Source organism: Streptococcus sp. oral taxon 058 str. F0407, from assembly GCF_000235485.1.
Taxonomy (GTDB): Bacteria; Bacillota; Bacilli; order Lactobacillales; family Streptococcaceae; genus Streptococcus.
The window spans coordinates 159,165-180,969 of sequence record NZ_JH378889.1; the positions used below are offsets into that span (position 1 = coordinate 159,165).

The window sequence follows — 21,805 nt, forward strand, 5'->3', positions numbered from 1 at the left end:
TATGTGGAGAGATTTGGAGTCTATGTGGTATTTGCTTTTTCTGGTAGCATCTGAAATATGGTATAATATAATCAATTTCTAGGAAAATAGATACAGAAAGGGGCTGAAAGATGTCTCATATTATTGAATTGCCAGAGGTGCTGGCAAACCAGATCGCGGCAGGAGAGGTCATTGAACGTCCTGCCAGTGTGGTTAAAGAATTGGTAGAAAACGCCATTGACGCTGGCTCTAGCCAGATTATCATCGAGATTGAGGAAGCTGGTCTTAAGAAGATTCAAATCACAGATAATGGTCATGGAATTGCCCACGATGAGGTGGAATTGGCCCTGCGTCGCCATGCGACTAGCAAGATCAAAAATCAAGCGGATCTTTTTCGGATTCGGACGCTTGGTTTTCGTGGCGAAGCCCTGCCCTCTATCGCTTCTGTCAGTGTCTTAACTCTGTTGACCGCGATGGATGGTGCTAGTCATGGAACTAAGTTAGTCGCGCGTGGAGGGCAAGTTGAGGAAGTCATCCCAGCGACTAGTCCTGTGGGAACCAAGGTTTGTGTAGAGGACCTCTTTTTCAACACGCCAGCCCGTCTCAAGTATATGAAGAGCCAGCAAGCGGAGTTGTCTCATATCATCGATATCGTCAATCGTCTGGGCCTTGCTCATCCTGAGATTTCTTTTAGTTTGGTTAGTGATGGTAAGGAAATGACACGAACAGCAGGGACTGGGCAATTACGTCAAGCCATTGCAGGGATCTATGGCTTAGCTAGTGCCAAGAAGATGATAGCCATTGAGAACTCGGATCTGGACTTTGAAATTTCAGGTTTTGTGTCTTTGCCTGAGTTGACTCGGGCAAATCGCAACTATATCAGTCTCTTTATCAATGGGCGTTATATCAAAAACTTCCTGCTCAACCGTGCTATTTTGGATGGTTACGGAAGCAAGCTCATGGTAGGTCGTTTTCCACTGGCTGTCATTCACATCCATATCGATCCTTATCTAGCGGATGTCAATGTGCATCCGACCAAGCAAGAGGTGCGGATTTCCAAGGAAAGAGAACTGATGACGCTGGTCTCAGAAGCTATTGCAAATAGTCTCAAGGAACAAACCTTGATTCCTGATGCTTTGGAAAATCTTGCCAAATCGACCGTGCGTAATCGTCAAAAGGTGGAGCAGACCACTCTCCCACTCAAAGAAAATACTCTCTACTATGAGCAAACAGAGCCGCCAAGACCCAGTCAAGCTGAGGTAGCAGATCATCAGGTTGAATTATCTGAGGAAGGGCAGGATTTAACCTTGTTTGCCAAGGAAACCTTGGACCAGTTGACTAAGCCCGCAAAACTGCATTTTGCAGAGAGAAAACCTGCTAGTTATGATCAGCTAGACCATCCAGAGTTAGATCTAGCTAGCCTTGATAAGGCTTATGACAAGCTGGAGCGAGAAGAATCGTCAAGCTTTCCAGAGTTGGAATTTTTCGGGCAAATGCACGGGACTTATCTCTTTGCACAAGGGCGAGATGGACTTTACATCATAGACCAGCATGCGGCTCAGGAAAGGGTTAAGTACGAGGAGTACCGTGAAAGCATTGGCAATGTTGACCAGAGTCAGCAGCAACTCCTAGTACCCTATATCTTTGAATTTCCTGCGGATGATGCCCTTCGTCTTAGAGAAAGAATGCCTCTCTTAGAGGAAGTAGGCGTCTTTCTAGCAGAGTACGGAGAAAATCAATTTATCCTGCGTGAACATCCTATTTGGATGGCAGAGGAGGAAATCGAGTCTGGTATCTATGAAATGTGTGACATGCTGCTCTTGACCAAGGAAGTTTCTATTAAGAAATACCGAGCAGAGCTGGCTATCATGATGTCCTGCAAGCGGTCTATCAAGGCCAATCATCGTATCGATGACCATTCGGCCAGACAGCTCCTCTATCAGCTTTCTCAATGTGACAATCCCTATAACTGTCCCCACGGACGCCCTGTTTTGGTACATTTCACCAAGTCGGATATGGAAAAGATGTTCCGACGCATTCAGGAGAATCATACCAGCCTCCGTGAGTTGGGGAAATATTAAGAACACAAAAAGCCTTTGTTCTTTTAGAACAAGGCTTTTTAGTTTTTCTAAAGTGGGAACCTGATTGGACATGGGCAACTTGACATGAGGTTTACACTTGCTTGACAAGACCAGCCTTATAAAAAGTTTTGAAAATGCTGAATCAGTTGATTCAAGTTTTTGTAGAGTCGTCTTGTTCTAAAGGATTCTCAAGACCAATTACCTTATCAAGATAACGTTGTTTGGTTTTGAGAACCTTATTGATAGCAATTGCAGAAGCGATTAAGAGAACGAAGGTTAGCCAGATCCAAGCGGTGAATTCGGCTGGAAAACTAGAACCGGCTAAAAAGAGATAGATAGCCAGAGCCAATACGAAAATATAAATCACTTGCCAGAGGCCAAAGGATTTAACCTCTTTATAGTATTTGTCCTTGTCTTCTTCCAAGATCACTGCTGTGGAACCTTTTTCAGAGTTTTCATCCAGAAGTAGATAGTCAGTTGTCACTTGAAAAGTCTTGCTTAATTCAATGATTTTTTCGATTTCAGGAAGTACTTGTCCAGACTCCCATTTGGAGATGCTTTGCCGAGAAACATTGATTTGTTCTGCTAGCTTTTCCTGGGACCAACCTTTTTCCTTTCTGAGCTCAAATAGTTTTTCTGCGAGTTTCATTATTCTATCCTCCTTTTTCTACTTCTATCCTAACAATTTTTACTTATAATGAGAATACAATCTCTTGTACTATTTGTCAACCAGAGGTTGCACCTTTTGTTGCAGTCTGTCTTGGGGAAATATGGTATACTAGATAGGCAAAATAATGGAGAAAAAATTATGTACGAATATCTAAAAGGAATCATTACCAAAATCACTGCTAAATATATCGTTCTTGAGGCAAATGGTATCGGTTATATCTTGCATGTAGCCAATCCTTATGCTTACTCAGGTCAGGTGAATCAAGAAACTCAGATTTATGTGCATCAAGTCATCCGTGAGGATGCCCATCTGCTTTATGGTTTTCGCTCAGAAGATGAGAAGAAGCTTTTTCTCAGTCTGATTTCGGTCTCAGGGATTGGTCCTGTATCAGCTTTGGCTATTATCGCTGCCGATGACAATGCTGGCTTGGTTCAAGCCATCGAAACCAGGAACATCACCTACTTGACCAAATTCCCTAAAATCGGTAAGAAAACAGCCCAGCAGATGGTGCTGGACTTGGAAGGAAAGGTAGTCGTGGCTAGTGATGCCCTTCCTGCCAAGGTCTCAGTACAAGCCAGCACTGAGAACCAAGAACTGGAAGAAGCTATGGAAGCCATGTTGGCACTGGGCTACAAGGCAACTGAGCTCAAGAAAATCAAGAAGTTCTTTGAAGGAACGACGGATACAGCTGAGAACTATATCAAATCTGCACTTAAAATGTTGGTGAAATAATGGGTATTGCTCGAATTAGTTACGCTAAAAGCAAAAATGTTTACAATAATATAGACCTAGGATTTAAGAATGGTAAGATAGAAGATGTCTGGCTTGACTGTAAAACTTTTCCTTTATATTGTAAATATTGTGAACAAACCCAAACGGAATTATTTTTACATATGTCGTCCCGATATGGTCAAGTAGGACCGATTCCCTGTGAATTTTGCAATCGCGATATAACGGTTGTTGATTGTGATACTTATGTAGATGAAATAGAGGTGAGTGGTGAGCCCTGTCACTTTCAACAACTCTATCTCTTAAGTGCAGACTACATTGAATGGTTTCAAGAATGGTACGGGATAACATTGGCTCCCGAAAGCTTTTTTGAAGGTTGGACTGATTGGATGTCTGTAGACCAACTTCGAGAACAGATTGAAACATTAACTGGAATAGAGACAGATGATGGTGTAAGGTATCAAACGGATGAGAAATTTAACCCTCTACCACCAGATATTAATCGTTGGATTAATCTATTGGATAAGTCTACTGTTCCCTTGCCTGACTACGTTTTAAAGATAGGAGAATAATATGCCAAAACGTTGTTCGTGGGTCAAGATGAGCAATCCGCTCTACATCGCCTACCATGATGAAGAGTGGGGACAGGCTCTTCATGATGACCGCGCCCTTTTTGAGTTACTTTGTTTGGAGACCTATCAGGCTGGTCTGTCTTGGGAAACGGTGCTAAACAAGCGTCAAGCTTTCAGAGAAGCATTTTACAACTACCAAGTCCAGGGTGTTGCAGAGATGACGGATGCAGAGTTGGAGGCCTTGTTAGACAATCCAGCTATCATCCGAAATCGGGCCAAGATTTTTGCTACACGTACTAACGCCCAAGCATTTTTACAAGTCCAGAAAACCTACGGTTCCTTTGATGCCTATCTCTGGTCTTTTGTCGATGGACAAACCATCATCAATGATGTTCCTGACTATCGCCAGGCACCTGCTAAAACAGCCTTGTCTGAAAAATTAGCCAAAGATCTCAAAAAAAGAGGTTTCAAGTTCACAGGCCCAGTTGCCGTTTTATCTTTTCTACAGGCTGCAGGTCTGGTTGATGATCATGAGAATGATTGCGAGTGGAAGGGAGATAAATGATATCTAACAAATATAAGAGAGTCCTTATTTTTGCGATTCTCTATACAGTTCTCTTTGTGTTTGATGGCGTTAAATTGCTGGCTTCTTTGATGCCATTTGCCATTGCGAATTATCTAAAATATCTAGTCTATGTAGTACTAGCTCTGTATGGCTCTTTCTTGTTCAAGGATAGATTGATTCAACAATGGAATGAGATTAGATATTCTAAAAGAAAATTCTTCTTTGGCGTTTTAAAAGGCTGGCTCTTTCTCATTCTGGTGACTGTTTTCTTTGGCTTTATATCAGGAATATTGAGACAGTTTTTAGGGTTAGACGGACAAGGTTTAAACCAGTCTAATATTCAAAGTACATTTCAAGAACAACCATTACTGATAGCTGTTTTTGCTTGTGTTATCGGACCATTTGTGGAAGAACTCTTTTTCCGTCAGCTTCTATTGCATCACTTGCAAAAACGGTTGCCAGGTTTACTAAGCATTATTCTGGTAGGACTTGTTTTTGCTCTGACTCATATGCACAGTTTGGCTCTATCAGAGTGGGTCAGTGCAGTCGGTTATCTAGGTGGAGGCATTGCCTTTTCTATTATTTATATGAAAGAAAAAGAGAATATCTACTATCCCCTAGTTGTTCACATGTTAAGCAACAGTCTCTCCTTTATTATTTTAGTTATCAGTAGTATGTGACATTTTAGTAGTTATACAAGAGAAAAAGCTGAGAAACTCATCTCAGCTTTTTTTGTTATAGTCAAAGCGAATGACTTGCTCTTTTGCATCCACATAAGCATAGACGCCAAAGGGCACAATGGCTCTTGGTGTAGCATGGCCAACGTTTAGATTATAGACAATCGGGATATTGCTGTCAATGATGTTCATTAGCGCCTCTTTATAGTCATCATAGAAGGTTTCATCCATAGGTTTCCCGACCAAGAGTCCACTGATGACCCCAAATATCCCCGTTTCTTTCAAAGCCTGCAACATTTTTTTGAAATCATCAGGTTCAGGTTTTTCTTCACTTGTTTCTAGCAAGAGGATCTTTCCTTCCCAGTCGGATAAGTCAGGGAAGAGTTTGTAGTTTTGGCAGAGTTCTGTACTGTCTGCGTATCGAGAGTTGTCAAAGATATCATAGAGGGACTCGATGCAACCACCGAGGATTTCTCCCTCAAACTGAGCATTTCCTTGTAACAAGTCAAAACCTGTATTTACATGACTGACACGAGTTGTTCCCAGGGCCTTGGGACTAAAATCAGTCCGTTCCTCATACCAAAGGTCGCTAGGGCGGATTTCTGAGATTCTTCCCGTCTCGATTAATTCTTTAAAGTAGTGGAGGGTATAGGGTAACATCTCCTTGTCTAATTCACAAATGTCTGCTAGAAAGGATTGCCCATAAAAAGTCTTGATCCCTAGTTTATGCAACATAAGGTGGTTCATGGTTGTATCCGAGAAGCCAAGAAAAATCTTTTGTTTGATAACCTTTTGGAGCTGGTCGTTTTCAAAAAGGTAGGGAAGCAAGCGATAGGTATCATCTCCACCGATGGCGCAGAGGATCATGTCAATGCTATCGTCCGAAAAGGCCTGCATCAAATCCTCTGCACGCGCCTCAGGATGGTCCTTGATAAAGTCTAAACCTTTTAGCGAATGGGGCAAAAAGATAGGATTGAGTCCCAAATCCTTAAGACGTTGGACGCCCAAATCGACTTCGTGTTTGACAAAATCCTCTCCGATAACACCACTAGACAAACTAACGATACCAATAGTAGAAACCATATCTCATCCTCCTAGAAATTGATTGAGCCTATTTTATCACAAAAGGTGAGAGAAAACTATAGGGATTAGAGTTAGAAGTTCTATTGTATATCAAGAAAAAAGCAACCGCCTATGCAGTTGCTTATTCATTTTCTTAGTAACGTGATGGGCCCGCGCTTGCACTTCGGATATTGAAGCGTTTCTTGAGATAGAAGCGAAGGGCGAGAAGGGCTGCTCCTAGGATAGCCAAAGGCAGTGGAGCAAGGACCGGATTGAGGCTAGTCGGTAGGAAGCTTGTTGCGAAGAAGACAGCCAACCAGAGAACCATAGCAGCTAGGATGACTAGGATTGATTTCCAGAAAGGAGGGCGCTGGCTACGATCTGTGTCTGGTCCATAGTACTGGTAGACAAAGTAGTACATCAAGTAGAAGGCCACTCCTCCTACAAGTCCAACCAACAAGAGGGTAATTAAACCATAGCCAATGGCCTGATCTGTAGAGAAGAAGTTGGTCAGAGCGCTAACCAGTGCAAAGAGACTGGTGATAAAAAGGGCTGAGTCCATGATCATGAGTTTTGGATCATCATTTTCCTTAGGATGCTCTTTTTCGTACTGTTCCTTGACTGTAAAGCTATGAGCCCAGTGGGTTGGAGCGCCGTAGAGGGAACGAGCCGTCGTTCCTTTGACTTGCTCTTCAAGGATTTTAGGAATGACTTCCTCAAAAACAGCCTTGATTTCAGCATCTGTTTTGCCATCTTTGAGAAATTGTTGAGTAGCAATATGGATAAACTCTTGGTTTTTCTTAGTTAATTTTTGTAGATCAATCTGAGACATAGGGATTCCTCTTAGAACCATTTTTTATGGATGAGATAGAGAGTGAGTGAAACACTCATAGCAAAGGCGATAAAGACGATTAACCAGAAGGCGTGAGGCTCGCCGTTTAGAGGGATTTCATTATCCTTAAAGTTCATCCCGTAGGCTGAGAAGATCATGGTTGGGATAGACATGACGATGGTCACGAGAGCCAGGGTCTTCATGATGTTGTTCTGGTTGTTAGAAATGATGGAGGCAAAGGTCTCTGTCATAGAGTGAAGGACGTTTCCATAAATATCTGCCATCTCAATGGCCTGTTGGGTTTCAATCAGGGTGTCCTCAAGTAGGTCTTCGTCCTCTAAGTATTTTTTGATATTGCTGGTTGCGCTGGTCAGTTTCTTAATCACACGCTCATTTGTCTTAAGTGAGGCTTTGAAATAGACGATGGTCTTTTCCAGCTCCATAAGCTCGATCAACTCTTCGTTTCGAGTAGATTTGTGAAGTTGACTTTCGATTTGTTCGCTTTTTCGGTCAATCGAACGGAGGGCTGTCAGGTAAAGTTCAGCGTTGCGGTAGAGAATCTGGAAGATAAAACGTGAGCGCATAAAGGTGTAGAAGTTGCGCAGTCTACGGTTGATAAAGACATCGAGAACAGGGAGGGATTCCAAGCAGGTAGTGATAATGGTTTCTTCTGTGATGATAATCCCTAGCGGAATCGTTACGTAGTAGGTGCGATTGTTTCTTTCCTCTGTGATGGGAACGTCAACGATGATCAAAGTATACTCATCTTCAATGGTAATACGGGACATTTCTTCCGCATCGAGCGGTGCTCGAAGGTCGGCAATGTCAATGTCGAAGGCGTTGGCGATTTCCAGTGATTCATTTTGTGTAGGATTGACGAGGTTGATCCAAGTACCCGGTTCAAGCGTGTCGATCTCTTTAAATTCAGTTGTTGTTGAGAGAAAAACTTGTTTCATATCCCCTATCCTTTCCTACTATTCAGTGTTTGATTTTTTGCACCGTACTATTATACTATAAAAACAGCTTTTTGGGTAATAGAATTTCACATTTTTTGGTATAATGGAAAGCAATAATGGACTAGAAAGAACAAAGATGCAAGATAAAATTGTTATTCATGGGGCGCGTGCCCATAACTTAAAAAATATCGATGTGGAGATTCCGCGAGACAAGCTGGTTGTCGTAACAGGCTTGTCAGGTTCGGGAAAATCCAGTCTAGCTTTCGATACCCTCTATGCGGAGGGGCAACGCCGCTATGTAGAGAGCTTGTCAGCCTACGCTCGTCAGTTCTTGGGCAACATGGAAAAACCAGATGTGGATGCCATTGATGGCCTCAGCCCAGCTATTTCCATCGACCAAAAAACGACCAGTAAAAATCCTCGTTCGACCGTCGGGACAACAACTGAAATCAATGACTATCTGCGTCTCCTCTACGCACGTGTGGGGACGCCTTACTGTATCAATGGACACGGGGCTATCAAGGCTTCTTCTGTTGAGCAAATCGTTGATAAGGTCTTGGAGTTGCCAGAACGCCAACGTCTGCAGATCTTGGCCCCTGTCATCCGCAAGAAAAAAGGTCAACACAAGAGCGTCATTGAAAAGATTCAGAAAGATGGCTATGTTCGTGTCCGTGTGGACGGGGAAGTCTATGATGTGACCGAAGTACCTGAGCTGTCTAAGAGCAAGCAACATAATATCGATGTCGTGGTCGACCGTATTGTCATTAAGGAGGGCATCCGCAGCCGTCTCTTCGACTCCGTTGAGGCGGCCCTTCGTATTGCAGAAGGTTATGTGATTATCGATACCATGGACGACTCTGAGTTGCTCTTTTCTGAGCACTATGCCTGTCCGGTCTGTGGCTTTACTGTACCAGAGTTAGAGCCTCGTCTCTTCTCCTTCAATGCGCCTTTTGGTTCTTGTAGTGAGTGTGACGGTTTGGGTATCAAGCTGGAGGTGGACATCGACCTAGTGGTGCCAGATGCCAGCAAAACTTTACGTGAGGGAGCGCTTGCGCCTTGGAATCCTATTTCCTCTAACTACTATCCTAACATGCTAGAACAGGCTATGACAGCCTTTGGAGTGGATATGGACAAGCCTTTTGAGGACTTGTCAGAAGAAGATAAGAACTTGATTCTTTACGGTTCAGATGGCAAGGAATTCCATTTCCACTATGAGAATGAATTTGGTGGTGTGCGCGATATCGACATTCCTTTTGAAGGAGTTGTCACTAATATTAAGCGTCGTTACCATGAGACTAACAGTGATTACACCCGCACCCAGATGCGTCTCTATATGAATGAACTGACCTGCGGAACTTGTCACGGTTACCGTCTCAATGACCAGGCCTTGTCTGTTCGGGTAGGTGGGGAGCAAGGGCCACATATCGGGGAGATTTCGGACCTGTCTATCGCAGATCACTTGGAACTAGTCAGCCAGTTGACTCTTTCTGAAAATGAAGCCATCATCGCCCGTCCCATTCTCAAGGAAATCAAGGATCGCTTGACCTTCCTCAATAACGTAGGTCTCAACTATCTAACTCTGTCGCGTTCGGCAGGAACCCTTTCAGGTGGTGAGAGCCAGCGGATTCGTTTGGCGACCCAGATTGGATCCAACCTATCAGGTGTTCTCTATATTCTGGATGAGCCGTCCATCGGTCTTCACCAGAGGGATAATGACCGCCTCATTGCCAGCTTGAAAAAAATGCGTGACTTGGGCAATACTCTCATCGTGGTAGAACATGACGAAGATACCATGCGCGAGGCGGATTATCTGATTGACGTTGGTCCCGGTGCTGGTGTTTTTGGTGGGGAAATCGTCGCTGCAGGAACACCTAAGCAAGTGGCTCGCAACAGTAAGTCTATCACAGGCCAGTATTTGTCAGGAAAAAGAGCGATTCCAGTGCCAGAAGAGCGTCGTTCCGGAAATGGTCGTTTTATCGAGGTGACGGGTGCGCGTGAAAATAACCTACAAAATGTCACTGCCCGCTTCCCGTTAGGAAAATTTATCGCTGTGACTGGTGTATCAGGTTCTGGGAAATCGACCTTAATCAACAGTATTCTCAAAAAAGCCATTGCGCAGAAGCTAAACCGCAATTCAGACAAGCCTGGTAAATTCAAGACCATCACAGGGATTGAGCATGTCGATCGTCTGATTGATATTGACCAAAGCCCAATCGGACGGACGCCGAGGTCTAACCCTGCTACCTATACGGGAGTTTTTGACGACATCCGTGACCTCTTTGCTCAGACAAATGAGGCCAAGATTCGAGGCTACAAGAAGGGCCGTTTCAGTTTCAACGTCAAGGGTGGTCGTTGTGAAGCCTGCTCAGGTGACGGGATTATCAAGATCGAGATGCACTTCTTGCCAGATGTATACGTGGCTTGTGAAGTCTGCCACGGGACTCGCTACAACAGTGAAACCTTAGAAGTTCACTACAAGGAAAAGAATATCTCGCAAGTCTTGGATATGACTGTCAACGATGCCGTGGAATTCTTCCAACACATTCCCAAGATTCAACGCAAACTCCAGACCATCAAGGATGTAGGACTAGGCTATGTAACGCTAGGACAACCAGCTACGACCCTTTCAGGTGGAGAAGCCCAGCGTATGAAGTTGGCTAGTGAACTCCACAAACGCTCGACAGGCAAGTCATTCTACATTCTGGATGAGCCGACGACAGGACTTCATACGGAGGACATCGCTCGCTTGCTTAAAGTCTTGGCTCGCTTTGTAGACGATGGTAATACAGTCCTCGTCATCGAGCACAATTTAGATGTGATTAAGACTGCAGACCATATCATCGACTTAGGACCGGAAGGCGGTGTCGGTGGTGGAACCATCATCGCAACAGGAACTCCAGAAGAAGTAGCGGCCAATGAAGCCAGCTACACAGGACAGTATTTGAAAGGAAAGTTAAAATAAGATTTAAAAGGCTCTGCTTTTTTAGGCAGAGTCTTTTTTATAATAAATTACGAATTTTTTCTTTTATAAATGGGTTAAGAGAATAGTATTTATCCAGATATTCTAGGAGTGCTTGAGCAGACTCAGAAATGCGTTCGTAACCTTGCAAAAAGTGAGGCAATTGCTTGGCTTCCTTTGGATAACCTTCTTCAAATCGTCTGTTGGTATTAAAGATATCTATAAAATTAGATTTAGAAGTTGTTTCCAAACTGATTAGTTCAGTCCAAAGCTTGACGGATCTGTTTTGGATCAAATCATAAGCAGCTAATTTTTCGCCTCGCTGATAGCGACCTAGCCCTAAATATAGATTACATGAAATTTCTCCCAACAGCCATTCACGGTCTCTGTTTTCTTTTGATGGCAGTCTTTGTGGCTGACAGATTGTTTCATCAAAACCGATCTCCTTCCAGATAATCTTGCCTTCAGAGAAGGGAATGTTTACTAGTTCATGAGCTTCAAAGACAGCAAATTCACAAAAAACATCATCTTCAAATAGAACTTTATGTCCGTCCACTGTATTTTGGTAGTGAAATGCAATTGGTTCGAGCTTACTTAACCAGGTTAGGTCTTGGATATAGGTCTGCTTGTAGCCATCTTTTACAATAACAAAGAAGTCTAAATCTGAGTACTGATCCAATCGTTCTCTTTCTGTTCCGCAAGAACCAAGTGCCAGCAAAGCTAGTGCTTGTTTCGAATCTTTTAGAGACTGACCAATCTCATCTAGTCTTTGTAACAGTAATTCAGTTTTATTCATATCGTTACCTCATTCTTTCTTGGTTAACAAAAATTATAAATTAAGCGCTTTCAAAAGTCAATTTTATCTAATCCTAACTATATAGATTGTATTATTTTCGATATTTTTTTGCTATAATAAATTAAATCATTTACGGAGGTTCTCTCATGTTATCAAGAGTTGAAAAATTTGAAGTAGCTTTAAAACAGACAGAGTGTGATGCTGTCTTAGTAACTAATCTGAAGAATATTTACTATCTGACTGGTTTCAGTGGGACAGAAGCGACAGTTTTTATCAGCAAGTCGCGTCGGATTTTTCTGACGGATTCTCGTTATACCTTGATTGCCAAGGGCGTAGTTCAAGGATTTGATATTGTTGAAACGCGTGATGCAGTTGGTGAGATTGCTAAAATTATAGCGGACGATAATCTCCAAAAAATCGGTTTTGACGATGAAATTTCCTATGCTTACTTCAAGATGCTGGAAAGTGTGTTTGCTGGTCATGAGTTGGTTCCGATGACAGGCTTTATCGAAAATCTGCGCATGATCAAGGATGAGCAAGAAATCGCGACTATTCGCAAGGCCTGCCAGATTTCTGACCAAGCCTTCCTAGACGTACTGGACTTTATTAAGCCTGGTCAGACGACAGAGCAGGCTGTCATGAACTTTTTAGATGCCCGTATGCGCCAGCTAGGTGCTTCAGGAGCCTCCTTTGACTTTATCATCGCTTCGGGTTACCGCTCTGCTATGCCACATGGCGTGGCTAGTGACAAGGTCATCCAAAAGGGTGAAACCCTGACCATGGACTTTGGTTGCTACTACAACCACTATGTCAGCGATATGACGCGGACTGTTCATGTGGGGCAGGTGACAGATGAAGAGCGGGAGATTTATGATATTGTCCTGCGCAGCAATCAAGCCCTGATTGACCAGGCTAAGGCGGGGCTAGGTTTCCGCGACTTTGACAAAATTCCTCGTGATATTATCGTAGAAGCAGGCTATGGCGACTACTTTACTCACGGTATCGGACACGGTATCGGCCTCGATATCCACGAAGAACCCTACTTTAGCCAAACTTCCAAAGAAGTCATTAAATCTGGTATGGTCTTGACTGATGAACCAGGCATCTATATCGAAGGCAAATATGGAGTCCGTATCGAAGATGATATCCTCATTACAGATACAGGTTGCGAATTATTGACCCTTGCTCCGAAAGAATTAATTGTTATTTAAGAAAATTAAGATAAATCGTTGACTTTTATATTTTAAAGGTTTATACTGATAGACGAAAACGGTAGGTGAGGCTACCATAGGGATACGGATGACTACCGCAAAGCAGTGGAGACACTACTCGTTGGTCAACAGTCCTGGTCGCGAAGGCCAAGACTAAGCTCATTTCATTGCCCTATGGAGTTAAAGCTTGAACGAAAAAACAGATAATGAGTTTTTTAATCCTGCCATTTTATGGTGGGATTTTCTACTGTTTTAGAACAAGGAAAGGAGACAGACGATGCAAATTGACGATCATCCAGAACCGCACATACACAGCCAATCGCTGATTTGTGTCGTTCTGCCCTTATAAAGTGATTGGTCTCTGTGTATGAAACACATCATTCATACAGATAGGAGAAACCAATGAAAACTACAAAAGAAAGATTAGCAGCAGCTATTCACACACCTCTAAAAGAAACTCTATCTTTTTATAAGACAGGTCTAACAGGCTTGACTGAGGAGCAGGTGGAGAAAAATCGTGACCTATATGGTGAAAATACCATCACCAAGGGTCAAGAAGACGGTATCCTCAAAAAGATTTACGAATCTATTATCAATCCATTTACAATCATCCTGCTGGTCATCGCTATGATCTCCATGGTGACCAATGTCTGGTTGGCGAAGCCAGGGCAAGAGGATCCGACGACCTCTATCATCATCGTCGTTCTCGTATTGATCTCTGGTGGCATACGCTTTGTCCAAGAATTACGGAGCGACAAAGCTGCGACAAATCTGTCAAAAATGATTGTGAATACAGCTACGGTTATTCGCGAAGGCCAGAGTTTAGAGGTTGCGATTGAAGATTTGGTCGTTGGAGATATTGTCAAGTTGAGTGCTGGGGATATGATTCCAGCAGATCTCCTTTTAATTGAATCACGCGATTTCTTTGTCCAACAGTCAGGTTTGACAGGCGAAAGTGATTCGGTTGAAAAACTGGCCTTGTCAAAAATGAGTCAGTCAAACTTTGATAGTCTGCTAGAAGCAGAAGCGCTCGCCTTTATGGGAACCAACGTGATATCAGGAAGTGCCAAGGCTTTGATTCTAGCGGTCGGCGATGACACCATGATGGGAGAAATCGAGCAAACTCTCAATACCTATGACGAACCAACCTCTTTTGAGCGGGAGATGAACAGTATCTCTTGGCTCTTGATCCGTTTGATGTTAGTCATGGTTCCCGTCGTGTTTCTCTCCAATGGTTTGACAGATGGAGATTGGTTGGAAGCAGGTGTGTTTGCACTGAGTGTTGGTGTTGGATTGACACCTGAGATGCTTCCTATGATCATCACGGCCAGTCTAGCAAAAGGCTCCATTATCATGGCTAAGGAAAAAGTGGTTATCAAAAAACTCAATGCCATACAAGATCTAGGTGCTATTGATATCCTATGCACAGATAAAACCGGAACCCTTACCCAAGACGAAATTGTCCTTGAATATCCTTTGGATATACATGGAGATTTGGATTTGTCTGTGTTGAGACGTGCCTATCTCAATTCCTATTTTCAAACGGGATTAAAAAACTTGATGGACCGTGCCATTATCAGTAGAACTGAGAAAGAAGCTAAAGAACACGCTATTCTACAAAATTTGGATACTAGCTTCCAAAAAATCGATGAGCTTCCATTTGACTTTGAACGCAGACGGATGAGTGTCATCGTCAAGGATGAAAACGAAGTTGTTAGTTTGGTAACCAAGGGTGCCCTAGAGGAAATGCTTGCGATTTCAAGCTGTGTGGAATATCAAGGCCATATTAGTCCTCTGACGGATGATATCCGAGTGGAAATTTTAAAAGAAGTAGACCAACTCAATCAACAGGGCTTGCGAGTCTTGGGAGTCGCCTATAAAACAGGCCTCAAAGAAGGCTTTGCTTACTCCGTTGAAGATGAAAAGGAGATGATTCTAACAGGATATCTTGCCTTTCTAGATCCACCAAAACCATCAGCAGCACCTGCTATTCAAGCTTTGTTGGAGCATGGTGTTCAAACCAAGATCCTGACTGGGGACAATGAGAAGGTAACCCAAGCAGTATGCGAAAAAGTTGGTTTAGATGTTGATCAAATCTTGTTGGGTTCGGATATTGACGCCATGACGGACGAAGAGTTAGCCCAAGCAGTTGAGAAGGTGACCGTCTTTGCCAAACTCTCTCCTGATCAAAAAGCACGAATCATCTTACAAATCAAATCCAACGGACATTGCGTCGGCTATATGGGGGATGGAATCAATGATGCCCCTTCTATGAAAGTAGCAGATGTGGGGATTTCTGTCGACACGGCAGTAGATATTGCCAAAGAAACCGCTGATGTCATTTTGCTAGATAAAGATTTGATGGTGCTTGAAAAAGGTCTGGTTGAAGGTCGCAAAGTCTATGCTAATATGACTAAATATATCAAGATGACGGTCAGTTCTAATTTCGGGAACATTCTGTCTCTACTGGTGTCTGGTATCTTTTTACCTTTCCTTCCTATGGCTCCGATTCACTTGATTGTGTTAAACCTAGTTTATGACCTTTCTTGTGTTGCCTTGCCATTTGATAATGTGGATGAAGACTTTTTGAAGAAGCCTCATAAGTGGGAGGCTCAGTCCATTACTCGTTTTATGATTTGGATGGGTCCGATTTCTTCTGCCTTTGATATTTTGACCTTTATTTTGCTCTATTTTGTCGTTGTTCCAATGGCGACAGGTCAAGCCTATGTTCATGGAGCAGAGTCGGCAACGAGTTTTATCATTTTGTTCCAGACAGGTTGGTTCATTGAATCCATGTGGTCCCAAACCATGGTTATTCATATGCTTCGTTCAGCAAAACTTCCTTTCTTACAAAGTCGTCCGTCATGGTTTGTTCTTGGAACGACCTTGCTAGCAGCCAGTTTTGTGACCTTCCTTCCCTACTCTTCAATCGCTGGTGTCCTTCGCTTAATCCCTTTGAAACCAATTTATTTCCTTTTTTTGCTCTTGATAATCGTTCTCTATATGATCAGTGTTACAGTAGTGAAACGAATGTATATCAAAAAATTTAAAAGTTGGTTATAAATTGGATTTGTCAAGAAAAAAGTACGAAAATCGCTAAAAAAGTTAAATTTTTTTAAAAATAGGTCGCAAGTCGGATGTTTTTTATGGTATAATAGACTAAACTGATAGTAACATGTAGCGAAAGGGGTAGGCACATGATTAAGATTTATACCGTCTCCAGTTGCACAAGCTGTAAGAAAGCGAAGACTTGGCTCAACGCACACCAGTTAAGTTATAAAGAACAAAACCTTGGTAAAGAAGGGATTACGAGAGAAGAACTACTTGATATTCTGACAAAGACAGATAATGGAATTGCCAGCATTGTATCATCAAAAAACCGCTATGCGAAAGCTTTAGGAGTTGACATCGAAGATTTGAGTGTGAATGAAGTGCTCAACTTGATCATGGAAACACCACGGATCTTAAAAAGTCCTATTCTAGTTGACGAGAAGCGTTTGCAGGTTGGCTACAAAGAAGATGATATCCGTGCCTTTTTACCACGCTCTGTCCGTAATGTAGAAAATGCAGAAGCACGTTTGCGTGCAGCTCTATAAACATCAAGGCTGGGGTATCTCCTAGCCTTGTTCATTTTTTATCTAAAAATCATGTGAGGAATTATGAAAAAGATAGTAATTGGCGCAGCTACTCTCCTCCTGCTACTTGCAGGTTGTGGTCAAAAGAAGGGAACGACATCCAGTTCAAAAAGTGACTCCGAAACACTCCAATCTACTCTGCCAGTTTTGGAAAATGCGGAAAAGAATACGGTTGTGACCAAGACTTTGATTTTCCCGGAGTCAGGAGATGGCGTCAAGCAAACGCAAACCATTACCTATAAAGGGAAACAATTTCTAAAATTGGTTATCCGGCAGACACGGCCCTTAAGTGAGGAGTTGAAATCCTTTATCGCTGACCACGGTCTTGAAGCTACAAAGAAAGCCTTCGCGGAAGCCGAGGAGAAAGATGAAAGTCTCCAAGAAGCACGTAAGTTAGAGGGTTTTACGGTTGAGACTCAGTTAATCAGCGAGACAGAGATGGAAACTACTACGACTTATGATTTTCAAATTTTAGATGTCAAAAAGGCGGCGCAAGTAGAATATCTAAAGAATATTGGCTTAGAGACTCTTTTGAAAAATGAACCAAGCCAATATATCGCAGACAGAGTGGCAAATGGTGCGACAGAACAGTAAGAAAATCCAAATAAATGGATTGACTTAATTGTAGAACGTAAGGAAATGTGCTATAATAGTACTATTCTAAGGAAAGAGGGTGCTAGAATGGGATTTACTGAAGAAACTGTGCGTTTTAAATTGGATGATTCCAATAAGAAGGAGATCAGTGAAACGTTGACAGATGTCTATGCTTCTCTGAATGAAAAGGGGTATAACCCTATTAATCAGATCGTCGGTTATGTATTGAGTGGAGACCCTGCCTACGTTCCTCGTTACAATAATGCACGAAATCAAATCCGTAAGTATGAGCGTGATGAAATTGTTGAAGAATTGGTACGCTACTATCTTAAAGGACAAGGAGTCGATCTATAATCTATGAGAATTATGGGATTGGACGTCGGTTCAAAAACGGTAGGCGTGGCCATTAGCGACCCACTAGGATTCACTGCTCAAGGACTTGAAATCATCCAGATTGATGAGGATCAGGGTCAGTTTGGTTTTGACCGTATCAGGAAACTGGTTGACAGCTATAAGGTGGAACGCTTTGTAGTGGGCTTACCTAAAAACATGAACAATACCAGCGGTCCGCGAGTAGAAGCCAGCCAAGCCTACGGAGCAAAATTAGAAGAAATTTTTGGTTTACCCGTAGACTATCAAGATGAGCGTTTGACGACGGTCGCAGCCGAGCGTATGCTGATTGAGCAGGCTGACATTAGTCGCAACAAGCGAAAAAAAGTTATTGATAAATTGGCTGCTCAGCTGATTTTGCAAAATTATTTAGATAGAAAATTTTAAGACAGAGGAGAAACTATGTCACACGATCACAACTATGACCACGAAGAACGTGAATTGATTACACTAGTAGACGAGCAAGGAAATGAAACCTTGTTTGAAATTCTTTTGACTATCGACGGAAAAGAAGAATTTGGTAAAAACTATGTTCTTCTAGTGCCAGTTAATGCAGAAGAAGACGAAAATGGTGAAGTTGAAATTCAAGCTTACTCATTCATCGAAAACGAAGACGGAACAGAAGGTGAATTACAACCAATCCCAGAAGACTCAGAAGATGAATGGAACATGATTGAAGAAGTCTTCAACAGCTTTATGGAGGAGTAAAAACGTCCGGGGGACGTTTTTAGCCCTGCGCTAGAAATTAGAAACGCAGGCAGTCTGGGAGACTGTATCAGCCCGACTACCAGAAATTGGAGAGAGTCGGAACATCCAGTGGATGTTTTTAGCCCACATTGAAATTCATAGTGGCTAGTGATTAGCTAACCAGGTAAGAGGTTGGGATTTTTGTCCCAACCTCGCTTTTTATTTGCAATCATACTTTGATGCGGTAGTGGAACGTACTTTTGTTAAGGAGATGTGTATGTTTGAAGTAGAAGAATGGCTTCATAGTCGGATTGGTTTAAACTTTAGATCTGGACTTGGAAGAATGCAGCGAGCAGTGGATTTGCTAGGGAATCCTGAGAAGACTTATCCCATTATCCATGTAACAGGAACTAACGGTAAGGGGTCAACTATTGCCTTTATGAGGGAGTTGTTTGTAGCTCATGGGAAAAAAGTTGGCACTTTTACCTCTCCTCATATTATCAGCATCAATGATCGAATTTGTATCAATGGACAACCCATAACAGACGAAGCTTTTATCCGTTTAGCGAATAAAGTTCAAGAAATGGAAAAAAATCTTCTGGAGACACATGATCAATTGTCTTTCTTTGAGTTGCTGACCCTGATTGCTTTGGTCTATTTTAGGGAACAAGAGGTGGATTTAGTTTTGCTAGAAGTGGGGATTGGTGGACTACTTGATACTACTAATGTCGTAACAGGAGAGATTGCAGTTATTACTTCGATTGGTCTAGATCATCAGGAGACCTTAGGTGACAGTCTGGAGGAAATAGCAGAGCAGAAAGCTGGTATTTTCAAGGCTGGCAAGAAGGCAGTCATTGCCAAGCTTGCTCCAGAAGAGGAGCTTGTCTGTCAAAAAAGAGCAAGAGAGTTAGCTGTTGACCTTTATCAAGCTGGGCAAGACTTCACCTTGAAAGATAGTAATTTTTCAAGTAAGCTAGCAAGTTTTTCACAACTTGAAATCAGTTTGGAAGGTGCTTATCAGCAAGAAAATGCCGCCTTGGCTTTAGAAACCTTTCTTCTGTTTATGGCGTCAAGAGAGGAAGGTGTCGAAGAAGAGCTTGTCAGACAGGCTTTGAAAGAAACCCACTGGGCAGGTCGATTGGAACGGGTTCGTCCGCAAATCTACCTAGATGGAGCTCACAATCTTCCAGCCTTAACCCGTCTGGTCGAGTTTATCCAAGGGAAAATCCAGCAAGGCTATCAAGTTCACATTCTTTTTGGGGCTCTTAAACGCAAGGATTATCAAGGGATGTTAGGCTATCTATCTGAGCAGTTGCCTCAGGTGGAACTTAAGGTAACAGGCTTTGACTACCAAGGCTCTCTGGATGAAAAGGATGTGGCGGGTTATGATTTGATTCCTTCCTATGGCGATTTTATCAGCGAATTTGAAGAAAAGGCCAATAACCAGAACTTGCTTTTCGTGACGGGGTCACTCTACTTTATCTCGGAAGTTCGAGCGAGTTTGGTTGGAAGCGATGGGACTAGTTGACCTTCTAGGTTTAAGTTGCTATACTGAAGGTAGGAGGTACATCTGGAAACGATTCCAGCAAAACATTGGCACAAAAAGAAAGGAAATCGCTATGAAAACGAAAACATTCACACTTTCTATTGCTTCCCTAGCAATTCTTAGTCTTTTAGCAGCTTGTGGACCTAAGGCACAAGCACCTACCCAGCAATCTGCTCAGCAATCATCTACTCAACAAGAATCATCTTCTAGCGCTACGACAAGTGCTAGTCAACCACAGGCATCCTCAAGTCAGGACACTACTGTAGCTCAACCTACGAATATCGATGGTACCTATACTGGAAAAGATGAGAATGACCAGATTACTCTTGTTGTAACAGGAAAGACTGGTACATGGACTGAGGTCGAGCCAGATGGAGATAAGGAAATCAAGCAAGTTAGCTTTGAGCCAGAAAATCAACGTGTCATTATCGGTGATGATGTCAAAATTTACACTGTTAATGGTAATCAAATGATTATTGACGATATGGATCGAGAGGCATCGGACCGAGTGGTATTAACTAAGCAGTAATGATTAAGTAAAAGTTCCAGTGAGATGAAATCCATCTTTTTGGAGCTTTTTTCGTGAAAAAGTGGCTGGCTGTTCTTTACTAACTTTTTACTTAAAGCGCTTACAAATATTTGTAAAACTTCTTATAAGGTCGTATACTTATAGTAAATAATCAAATAGCGCAAAGGCGCAGGAGGAAAAGCATATGGCTACATTTTACGTTCCATCAGTTAACCTTATCGGTAAAGGTGTTGTAAATGAAGTAGGTCCGTATATCAAGGAACTGGGGTATAAGAAAGCCCTTTTGGTGACAGATAAGTTCATCGAGGGAAGTGATATTTTACCTAAGGTTCTAAAACCACTAGATGCTGAAGGGATCGAATATGTGATCTTTAGCGATGTGGAGCCAAATCCGACTTGCAAGAACGTCACAGACGGAGTGGCTGCCCTGAAAGAGCATGGATGTGACTTCATCATCAGTCTTGGAGGAGGGTCTCCACAGGATGCGGCTAGTTGTATTTCTATCATCGCTACAATGGTGGCAAACCACAGGACTACGAAGGGCTTCACAAGTCTGCTGAAAAAGGGTTGCCAGTGGTTGCGATCAATACAACAGCTGGAACTTCAGCAGAAATCACCATTAACTATGTCATTACTGACGAAGAACGCAAGGTCAAGATGGTAATGGTAGATAAGAATAGCCTTGCCCTTATCTCTGTCAATGATCCAGAACTTATGCTTTCAAAACCGAAAGGATTGACAGCAGCGACAGGGATGGATGCTCTTACTCATGCTGTCGAAGCCTTGGTAACACCAGGTGCTTATAATGTGACCAAGAAACTCTCTATCGGAGCTATTGAGCTCATCAAAGAGTACCTTCCTCGTGCTGTAGCTAATGGACAAGATATCGAAGCGCGTGAGGCTATGGTCAATGCCATCTTCCTCGGTGGTATGAGCTTTAACAATGCTGGTTTGGGCTACGTTCACTCTATGGCTCACCAACTCGGTGCGGTATATAACTTGCCGCATGGTGTCTGCTGTGCCATGCTTCTCCCTGTTGTAGAACGTGAAAATGCCAAACGTGTACCAGAAGCTTTCCGCAATGTAGCCAAGGCCTTGGGACTCCATGTTGAAGGGAAAACAGACCAAGAATGTGCCGCCTATGCTATCACTGAAATTGAGAAACTTTCTGAAACTGTTGGTATTCCTAAGAAACTCACTGAACTCGGTATCCAAGAAAAAGACTTTGACTTTGACTACCTTTCTAAGAATGCTTTGATTGATGCATGTGCGCCAGGCAATCCATTTATGCCAACCTTGGAAGAAACAATTGCTCTCTACAAAGAACTATTCTAA

20 protein-coding genes, 1 pseudogene and 1 riboswitch are annotated in these 21,805 nt (G+C 42.6%); of the genes and pseudogenes, 16 read left to right on the forward strand and 5 right to left on the reverse strand.

Going from position 1 to position 21,805, the window contains the following annotated elements; genetic code table 11:
• Positions 1-110: 110 nt before the first annotated feature.
• Positions 111-2,060, forward strand: a complete 1,950-nt coding sequence (mutL, locus tag HMPREF9184_RS07870) for a DNA mismatch repair endonuclease MutL (protein WP_000018188.1) — start codon at positions 111-113, stop codon at positions 2,058-2,060.
• 151 nt (positions 2,061-2,211) lie between these two features.
• Here mutL and HMPREF9184_RS07875 read toward each other — a convergent pair whose 3' ends face one another.
• Positions 2,212-2,709, reverse strand: a complete 498-nt coding sequence (locus tag HMPREF9184_RS07875) for a helix-turn-helix domain-containing protein (protein WP_000761366.1) — start codon at positions 2,707-2,709, stop codon at positions 2,212-2,214.
• Between the two features lie 159 nt (positions 2,710-2,868).
• Here HMPREF9184_RS07875 and ruvA point away from each other — a divergent pair, with 159 nt between their 5' ends.
• Genes ruvA through HMPREF9184_RS07895 form a run of 4 tightly spaced genes read left to right on the forward strand, consistent with a single transcriptional unit; the run spans position 2,869 to position 5,276 of the window.
• Positions 2,869-3,462: a Holliday junction branch migration protein RuvA gene (gene ruvA, locus HMPREF9184_RS07880; RefSeq protein WP_000273408.1), complete on the forward strand. Its 594-nt coding sequence runs from the start codon at positions 2,869-2,871 to the stop codon at positions 3,460-3,462.
• Complete coding sequence (locus tag HMPREF9184_RS07885) at positions 3,462-4,031, forward strand: hypothetical protein (protein WP_000510437.1); 570 nt, start codon at positions 3,462-3,464, stop codon at positions 4,029-4,031. Before ruvA ends, HMPREF9184_RS07885 begins: the two co-directional genes overlap by 1 nt.
• Position 4,032: 1 nt before the next feature.
• The gene (locus HMPREF9184_RS07890) at positions 4,033-4,596 is read left to right on the forward strand and encodes a DNA-3-methyladenine glycosylase I (RefSeq protein ID WP_001126064.1); all 564 of its coding nucleotides are present in this window, start codon (positions 4,033-4,035) and stop codon (positions 4,594-4,596) included.
• Positions 4,593-5,276, forward strand: a complete 684-nt coding sequence (locus tag HMPREF9184_RS07895; protein ID WP_000625083.1) for a CPBP family intramembrane glutamic endopeptidase — start codon at positions 4,593-4,595, stop codon at positions 5,274-5,276. Before HMPREF9184_RS07890 ends, HMPREF9184_RS07895 begins: the two co-directional genes overlap by 4 nt.
• A gap of 42 nt (positions 5,277-5,318) precedes the next feature.
• Here HMPREF9184_RS07895 and HMPREF9184_RS07900 read toward each other — a convergent pair whose 3' ends face one another.
• The 3 genes from HMPREF9184_RS07900 to HMPREF9184_RS07910 all read right to left on the reverse strand — a co-directional run bounded on the left by HMPREF9184_RS07900 (position 5,319) and on the right by HMPREF9184_RS07910 (position 8,123).
• The gene (locus tag HMPREF9184_RS07900) at positions 5,319-6,356 is read right to left on the reverse strand and encodes a S66 family peptidase (RefSeq protein ID WP_000255138.1); all 1,038 of its coding nucleotides are present in this window, start codon (positions 6,354-6,356) and stop codon (positions 5,319-5,321) included.
• 133 nt (positions 6,357-6,489) lie between these two features.
• Positions 6,490-7,167: a DUF1129 domain-containing protein gene (locus HMPREF9184_RS07905; RefSeq protein ID WP_000078008.1), complete on the reverse strand. Its 678-nt coding sequence runs from the start codon at positions 7,165-7,167 to the stop codon at positions 6,490-6,492.
• 11 nt (positions 7,168-7,178) lie between these two features.
• Complete coding sequence (locus tag HMPREF9184_RS07910) at positions 7,179-8,123, reverse strand: magnesium transporter CorA family protein (protein WP_000815619.1); 945 nt, start codon at positions 8,121-8,123, stop codon at positions 7,179-7,181.
• Between the two features lie 136 nt (positions 8,124-8,259).
• On the opposite strand from HMPREF9184_RS07910, the gene uvrA reads away from it, so the two are divergent.
• Complete coding sequence (gene uvrA, locus HMPREF9184_RS07915) at positions 8,260-11,085, forward strand: excinuclease ABC subunit UvrA (protein WP_001152860.1); 2,826 nt, start codon at positions 8,260-8,262, stop codon at positions 11,083-11,085.
• Positions 11,086-11,122: 37 nt separating this feature from the next.
• Here uvrA and HMPREF9184_RS07920 read toward each other — a convergent pair whose 3' ends face one another.
• Positions 11,123-11,878: a hypothetical protein gene (locus tag HMPREF9184_RS07920; protein WP_001043928.1), complete on the reverse strand. Its 756-nt coding sequence runs from the start codon at positions 11,876-11,878 to the stop codon at positions 11,123-11,125.
• Between the two features lie 146 nt (positions 11,879-12,024).
• Here HMPREF9184_RS07920 and HMPREF9184_RS07925 point away from each other — a divergent pair, with 146 nt between their 5' ends.
• From HMPREF9184_RS07925 to HMPREF9184_RS07970, 10 genes and pseudogenes are all read left to right on the forward strand, one after another.
• On the forward strand, positions 12,025-13,089 hold the full coding sequence (locus HMPREF9184_RS07925) for a M24 family metallopeptidase (protein WP_000952767.1): 1,065 nt from the start codon (positions 12,025-12,027) through the stop codon (positions 13,087-13,089).
• Between the two features lie 55 nt (positions 13,090-13,144).
• Positions 13,145-13,296, forward strand: a riboswitch (M-box (ykoK) riboswitch).
• 195 nt (positions 13,297-13,491) lie between these two features.
• The gene (gene mgtA / locus HMPREF9184_RS07930; protein ID WP_000858840.1) at positions 13,492-16,152 is read left to right on the forward strand and encodes a magnesium-translocating P-type ATPase; all 2,661 of its coding nucleotides are present in this window, start codon (positions 13,492-13,494) and stop codon (positions 16,150-16,152) included.
• A gap of 134 nt (positions 16,153-16,286) precedes the next feature.
• Positions 16,287-16,685, forward strand: a complete 399-nt coding sequence (gene spx, locus HMPREF9184_RS07935; RefSeq protein ID WP_000591165.1) for a transcriptional regulator Spx — start codon at positions 16,287-16,289, stop codon at positions 16,683-16,685.
• Between the two features lie 63 nt (positions 16,686-16,748).
• Entirely contained in the window at positions 16,749-17,318 is a 570-nt protein-coding gene (locus tag HMPREF9184_RS07940) for an SP0191 family lipoprotein (protein ID WP_000724880.1), read from the forward strand.
• Positions 17,319-17,405: 87 nt separating this feature from the next.
• Positions 17,406-17,672, forward strand: a complete 267-nt coding sequence (locus HMPREF9184_RS07945; RefSeq protein ID WP_000507060.1) for an IreB family regulatory phosphoprotein — start codon at positions 17,406-17,408, stop codon at positions 17,670-17,672.
• Between the two features lie 3 nt (positions 17,673-17,675).
• Positions 17,676-18,095: a Holliday junction resolvase RuvX gene (gene ruvX / locus HMPREF9184_RS07950; RefSeq protein ID WP_009444369.1), complete on the forward strand. Its 420-nt coding sequence runs from the start codon at positions 17,676-17,678 to the stop codon at positions 18,093-18,095.
• Between the two features lie 15 nt (positions 18,096-18,110).
• On the forward strand, positions 18,111-18,416 hold the full coding sequence (locus HMPREF9184_RS07955; RefSeq protein ID WP_000017627.1) for a DUF1292 domain-containing protein: 306 nt from the start codon (positions 18,111-18,113) through the stop codon (positions 18,414-18,416).
• 256 nt (positions 18,417-18,672) lie between these two features.
• On the forward strand, positions 18,673-19,923 hold the full coding sequence (locus HMPREF9184_RS07960) for a bifunctional folylpolyglutamate synthase/dihydrofolate synthase (RefSeq protein WP_000464347.1): 1,251 nt from the start codon (positions 18,673-18,675) through the stop codon (positions 19,921-19,923).
• A gap of 91 nt (positions 19,924-20,014) precedes the next feature.
• On the forward strand, positions 20,015-20,470 hold the full coding sequence (locus HMPREF9184_RS07965; RefSeq protein WP_000853133.1) for an SP_0198 family lipoprotein: 456 nt from the start codon (positions 20,015-20,017) through the stop codon (positions 20,468-20,470).
• A gap of 184 nt (positions 20,471-20,654) precedes the next feature.
• Positions 20,655-21,805: pseudogene (locus HMPREF9184_RS07970) on the forward strand (iron-containing alcohol dehydrogenase).

Excerpts from the sequence above, each read along its gene's own strand:
- mutL (WP_000018188.1), top strand. The coding sequence starts at position 111 with ATGTCTCATATTATTGAATTGCCAGAGGTGCTGGCAAACCAGATCGCG.
- HMPREF9184_RS07890 (WP_001126064.1), top strand. The coding sequence starts at position 4,033 with ATGCCAAAACGTTGTTCGTGGGTCAAGATGAGCAATCCGCTCTACATC.
- HMPREF9184_RS07965 (WP_000853133.1), top strand. The coding sequence starts at position 20,015 with ATGAAAACGAAAACATTCACACTTTCTATTGCTTCCCTAGCAATTCTT.
- uvrA (WP_001152860.1), top strand. The coding sequence starts at position 8,260 with ATGCAAGATAAAATTGTTATTCATGGGGCGCGTGCCCATAACTTAAAA.
- HMPREF9184_RS07905 (WP_000078008.1), bottom strand. The coding sequence starts at position 7,167 with ATGTCTCAGATTGATCTACAAAAATTAACTAAGAAAAACCAAGAGTTT.
- mgtA (WP_000858840.1), top strand. The coding sequence starts at position 13,492 with ATGAAAACTACAAAAGAAAGATTAGCAGCAGCTATTCACACACCTCTA.
- HMPREF9184_RS07885 (WP_000510437.1), top strand. The coding sequence starts at position 3,462 with ATGGGTATTGCTCGAATTAGTTACGCTAAAAGCAAAAATGTTTACAAT.
- HMPREF9184_RS07900 (WP_000255138.1), bottom strand. The coding sequence starts at position 6,356 with ATGGTTTCTACTATTGGTATCGTTAGTTTGTCTAGTGGTGTTATCGGA.
- ruvA (WP_000273408.1), top strand. The coding sequence starts at position 2,869 with ATGTACGAATATCTAAAAGGAATCATTACCAAAATCACTGCTAAATAT.
- HMPREF9184_RS07960 (WP_000464347.1), top strand. The coding sequence starts at position 18,673 with ATGTTTGAAGTAGAAGAATGGCTTCATAGTCGGATTGGTTTAAACTTT.
- ruvX (WP_009444369.1), top strand. The coding sequence starts at position 17,676 with ATGAGAATTATGGGATTGGACGTCGGTTCAAAAACGGTAGGCGTGGCC.
- HMPREF9184_RS07910 (WP_000815619.1), bottom strand. The coding sequence starts at position 8,123 with ATGAAACAAGTTTTTCTCTCAACAACAACTGAATTTAAAGAGATCGAC.
- spx (WP_000591165.1), top strand. The coding sequence starts at position 16,287 with ATGATTAAGATTTATACCGTCTCCAGTTGCACAAGCTGTAAGAAAGCG.
- HMPREF9184_RS07920 (WP_001043928.1), bottom strand. The coding sequence starts at position 11,878 with ATGAATAAAACTGAATTACTGTTACAAAGACTAGATGAGATTGGTCAG.
- HMPREF9184_RS07940 (WP_000724880.1), top strand. The coding sequence starts at position 16,749 with ATGAAAAAGATAGTAATTGGCGCAGCTACTCTCCTCCTGCTACTTGCA.
- HMPREF9184_RS07895 (WP_000625083.1), top strand. The coding sequence starts at position 4,593 with ATGATATCTAACAAATATAAGAGAGTCCTTATTTTTGCGATTCTCTAT.
- HMPREF9184_RS07875 (WP_000761366.1), bottom strand. The coding sequence starts at position 2,709 with ATGAAACTCGCAGAAAAACTATTTGAGCTCAGAAAGGAAAAAGGTTGG.
- HMPREF9184_RS07945 (WP_000507060.1), top strand. The coding sequence starts at position 17,406 with ATGGGATTTACTGAAGAAACTGTGCGTTTTAAATTGGATGATTCCAAT.
- HMPREF9184_RS07955 (WP_000017627.1), top strand. The coding sequence starts at position 18,111 with ATGTCACACGATCACAACTATGACCACGAAGAACGTGAATTGATTACA.
- HMPREF9184_RS07925 (WP_000952767.1), top strand. The coding sequence starts at position 12,025 with ATGTTATCAAGAGTTGAAAAATTTGAAGTAGCTTTAAAACAGACAGAG.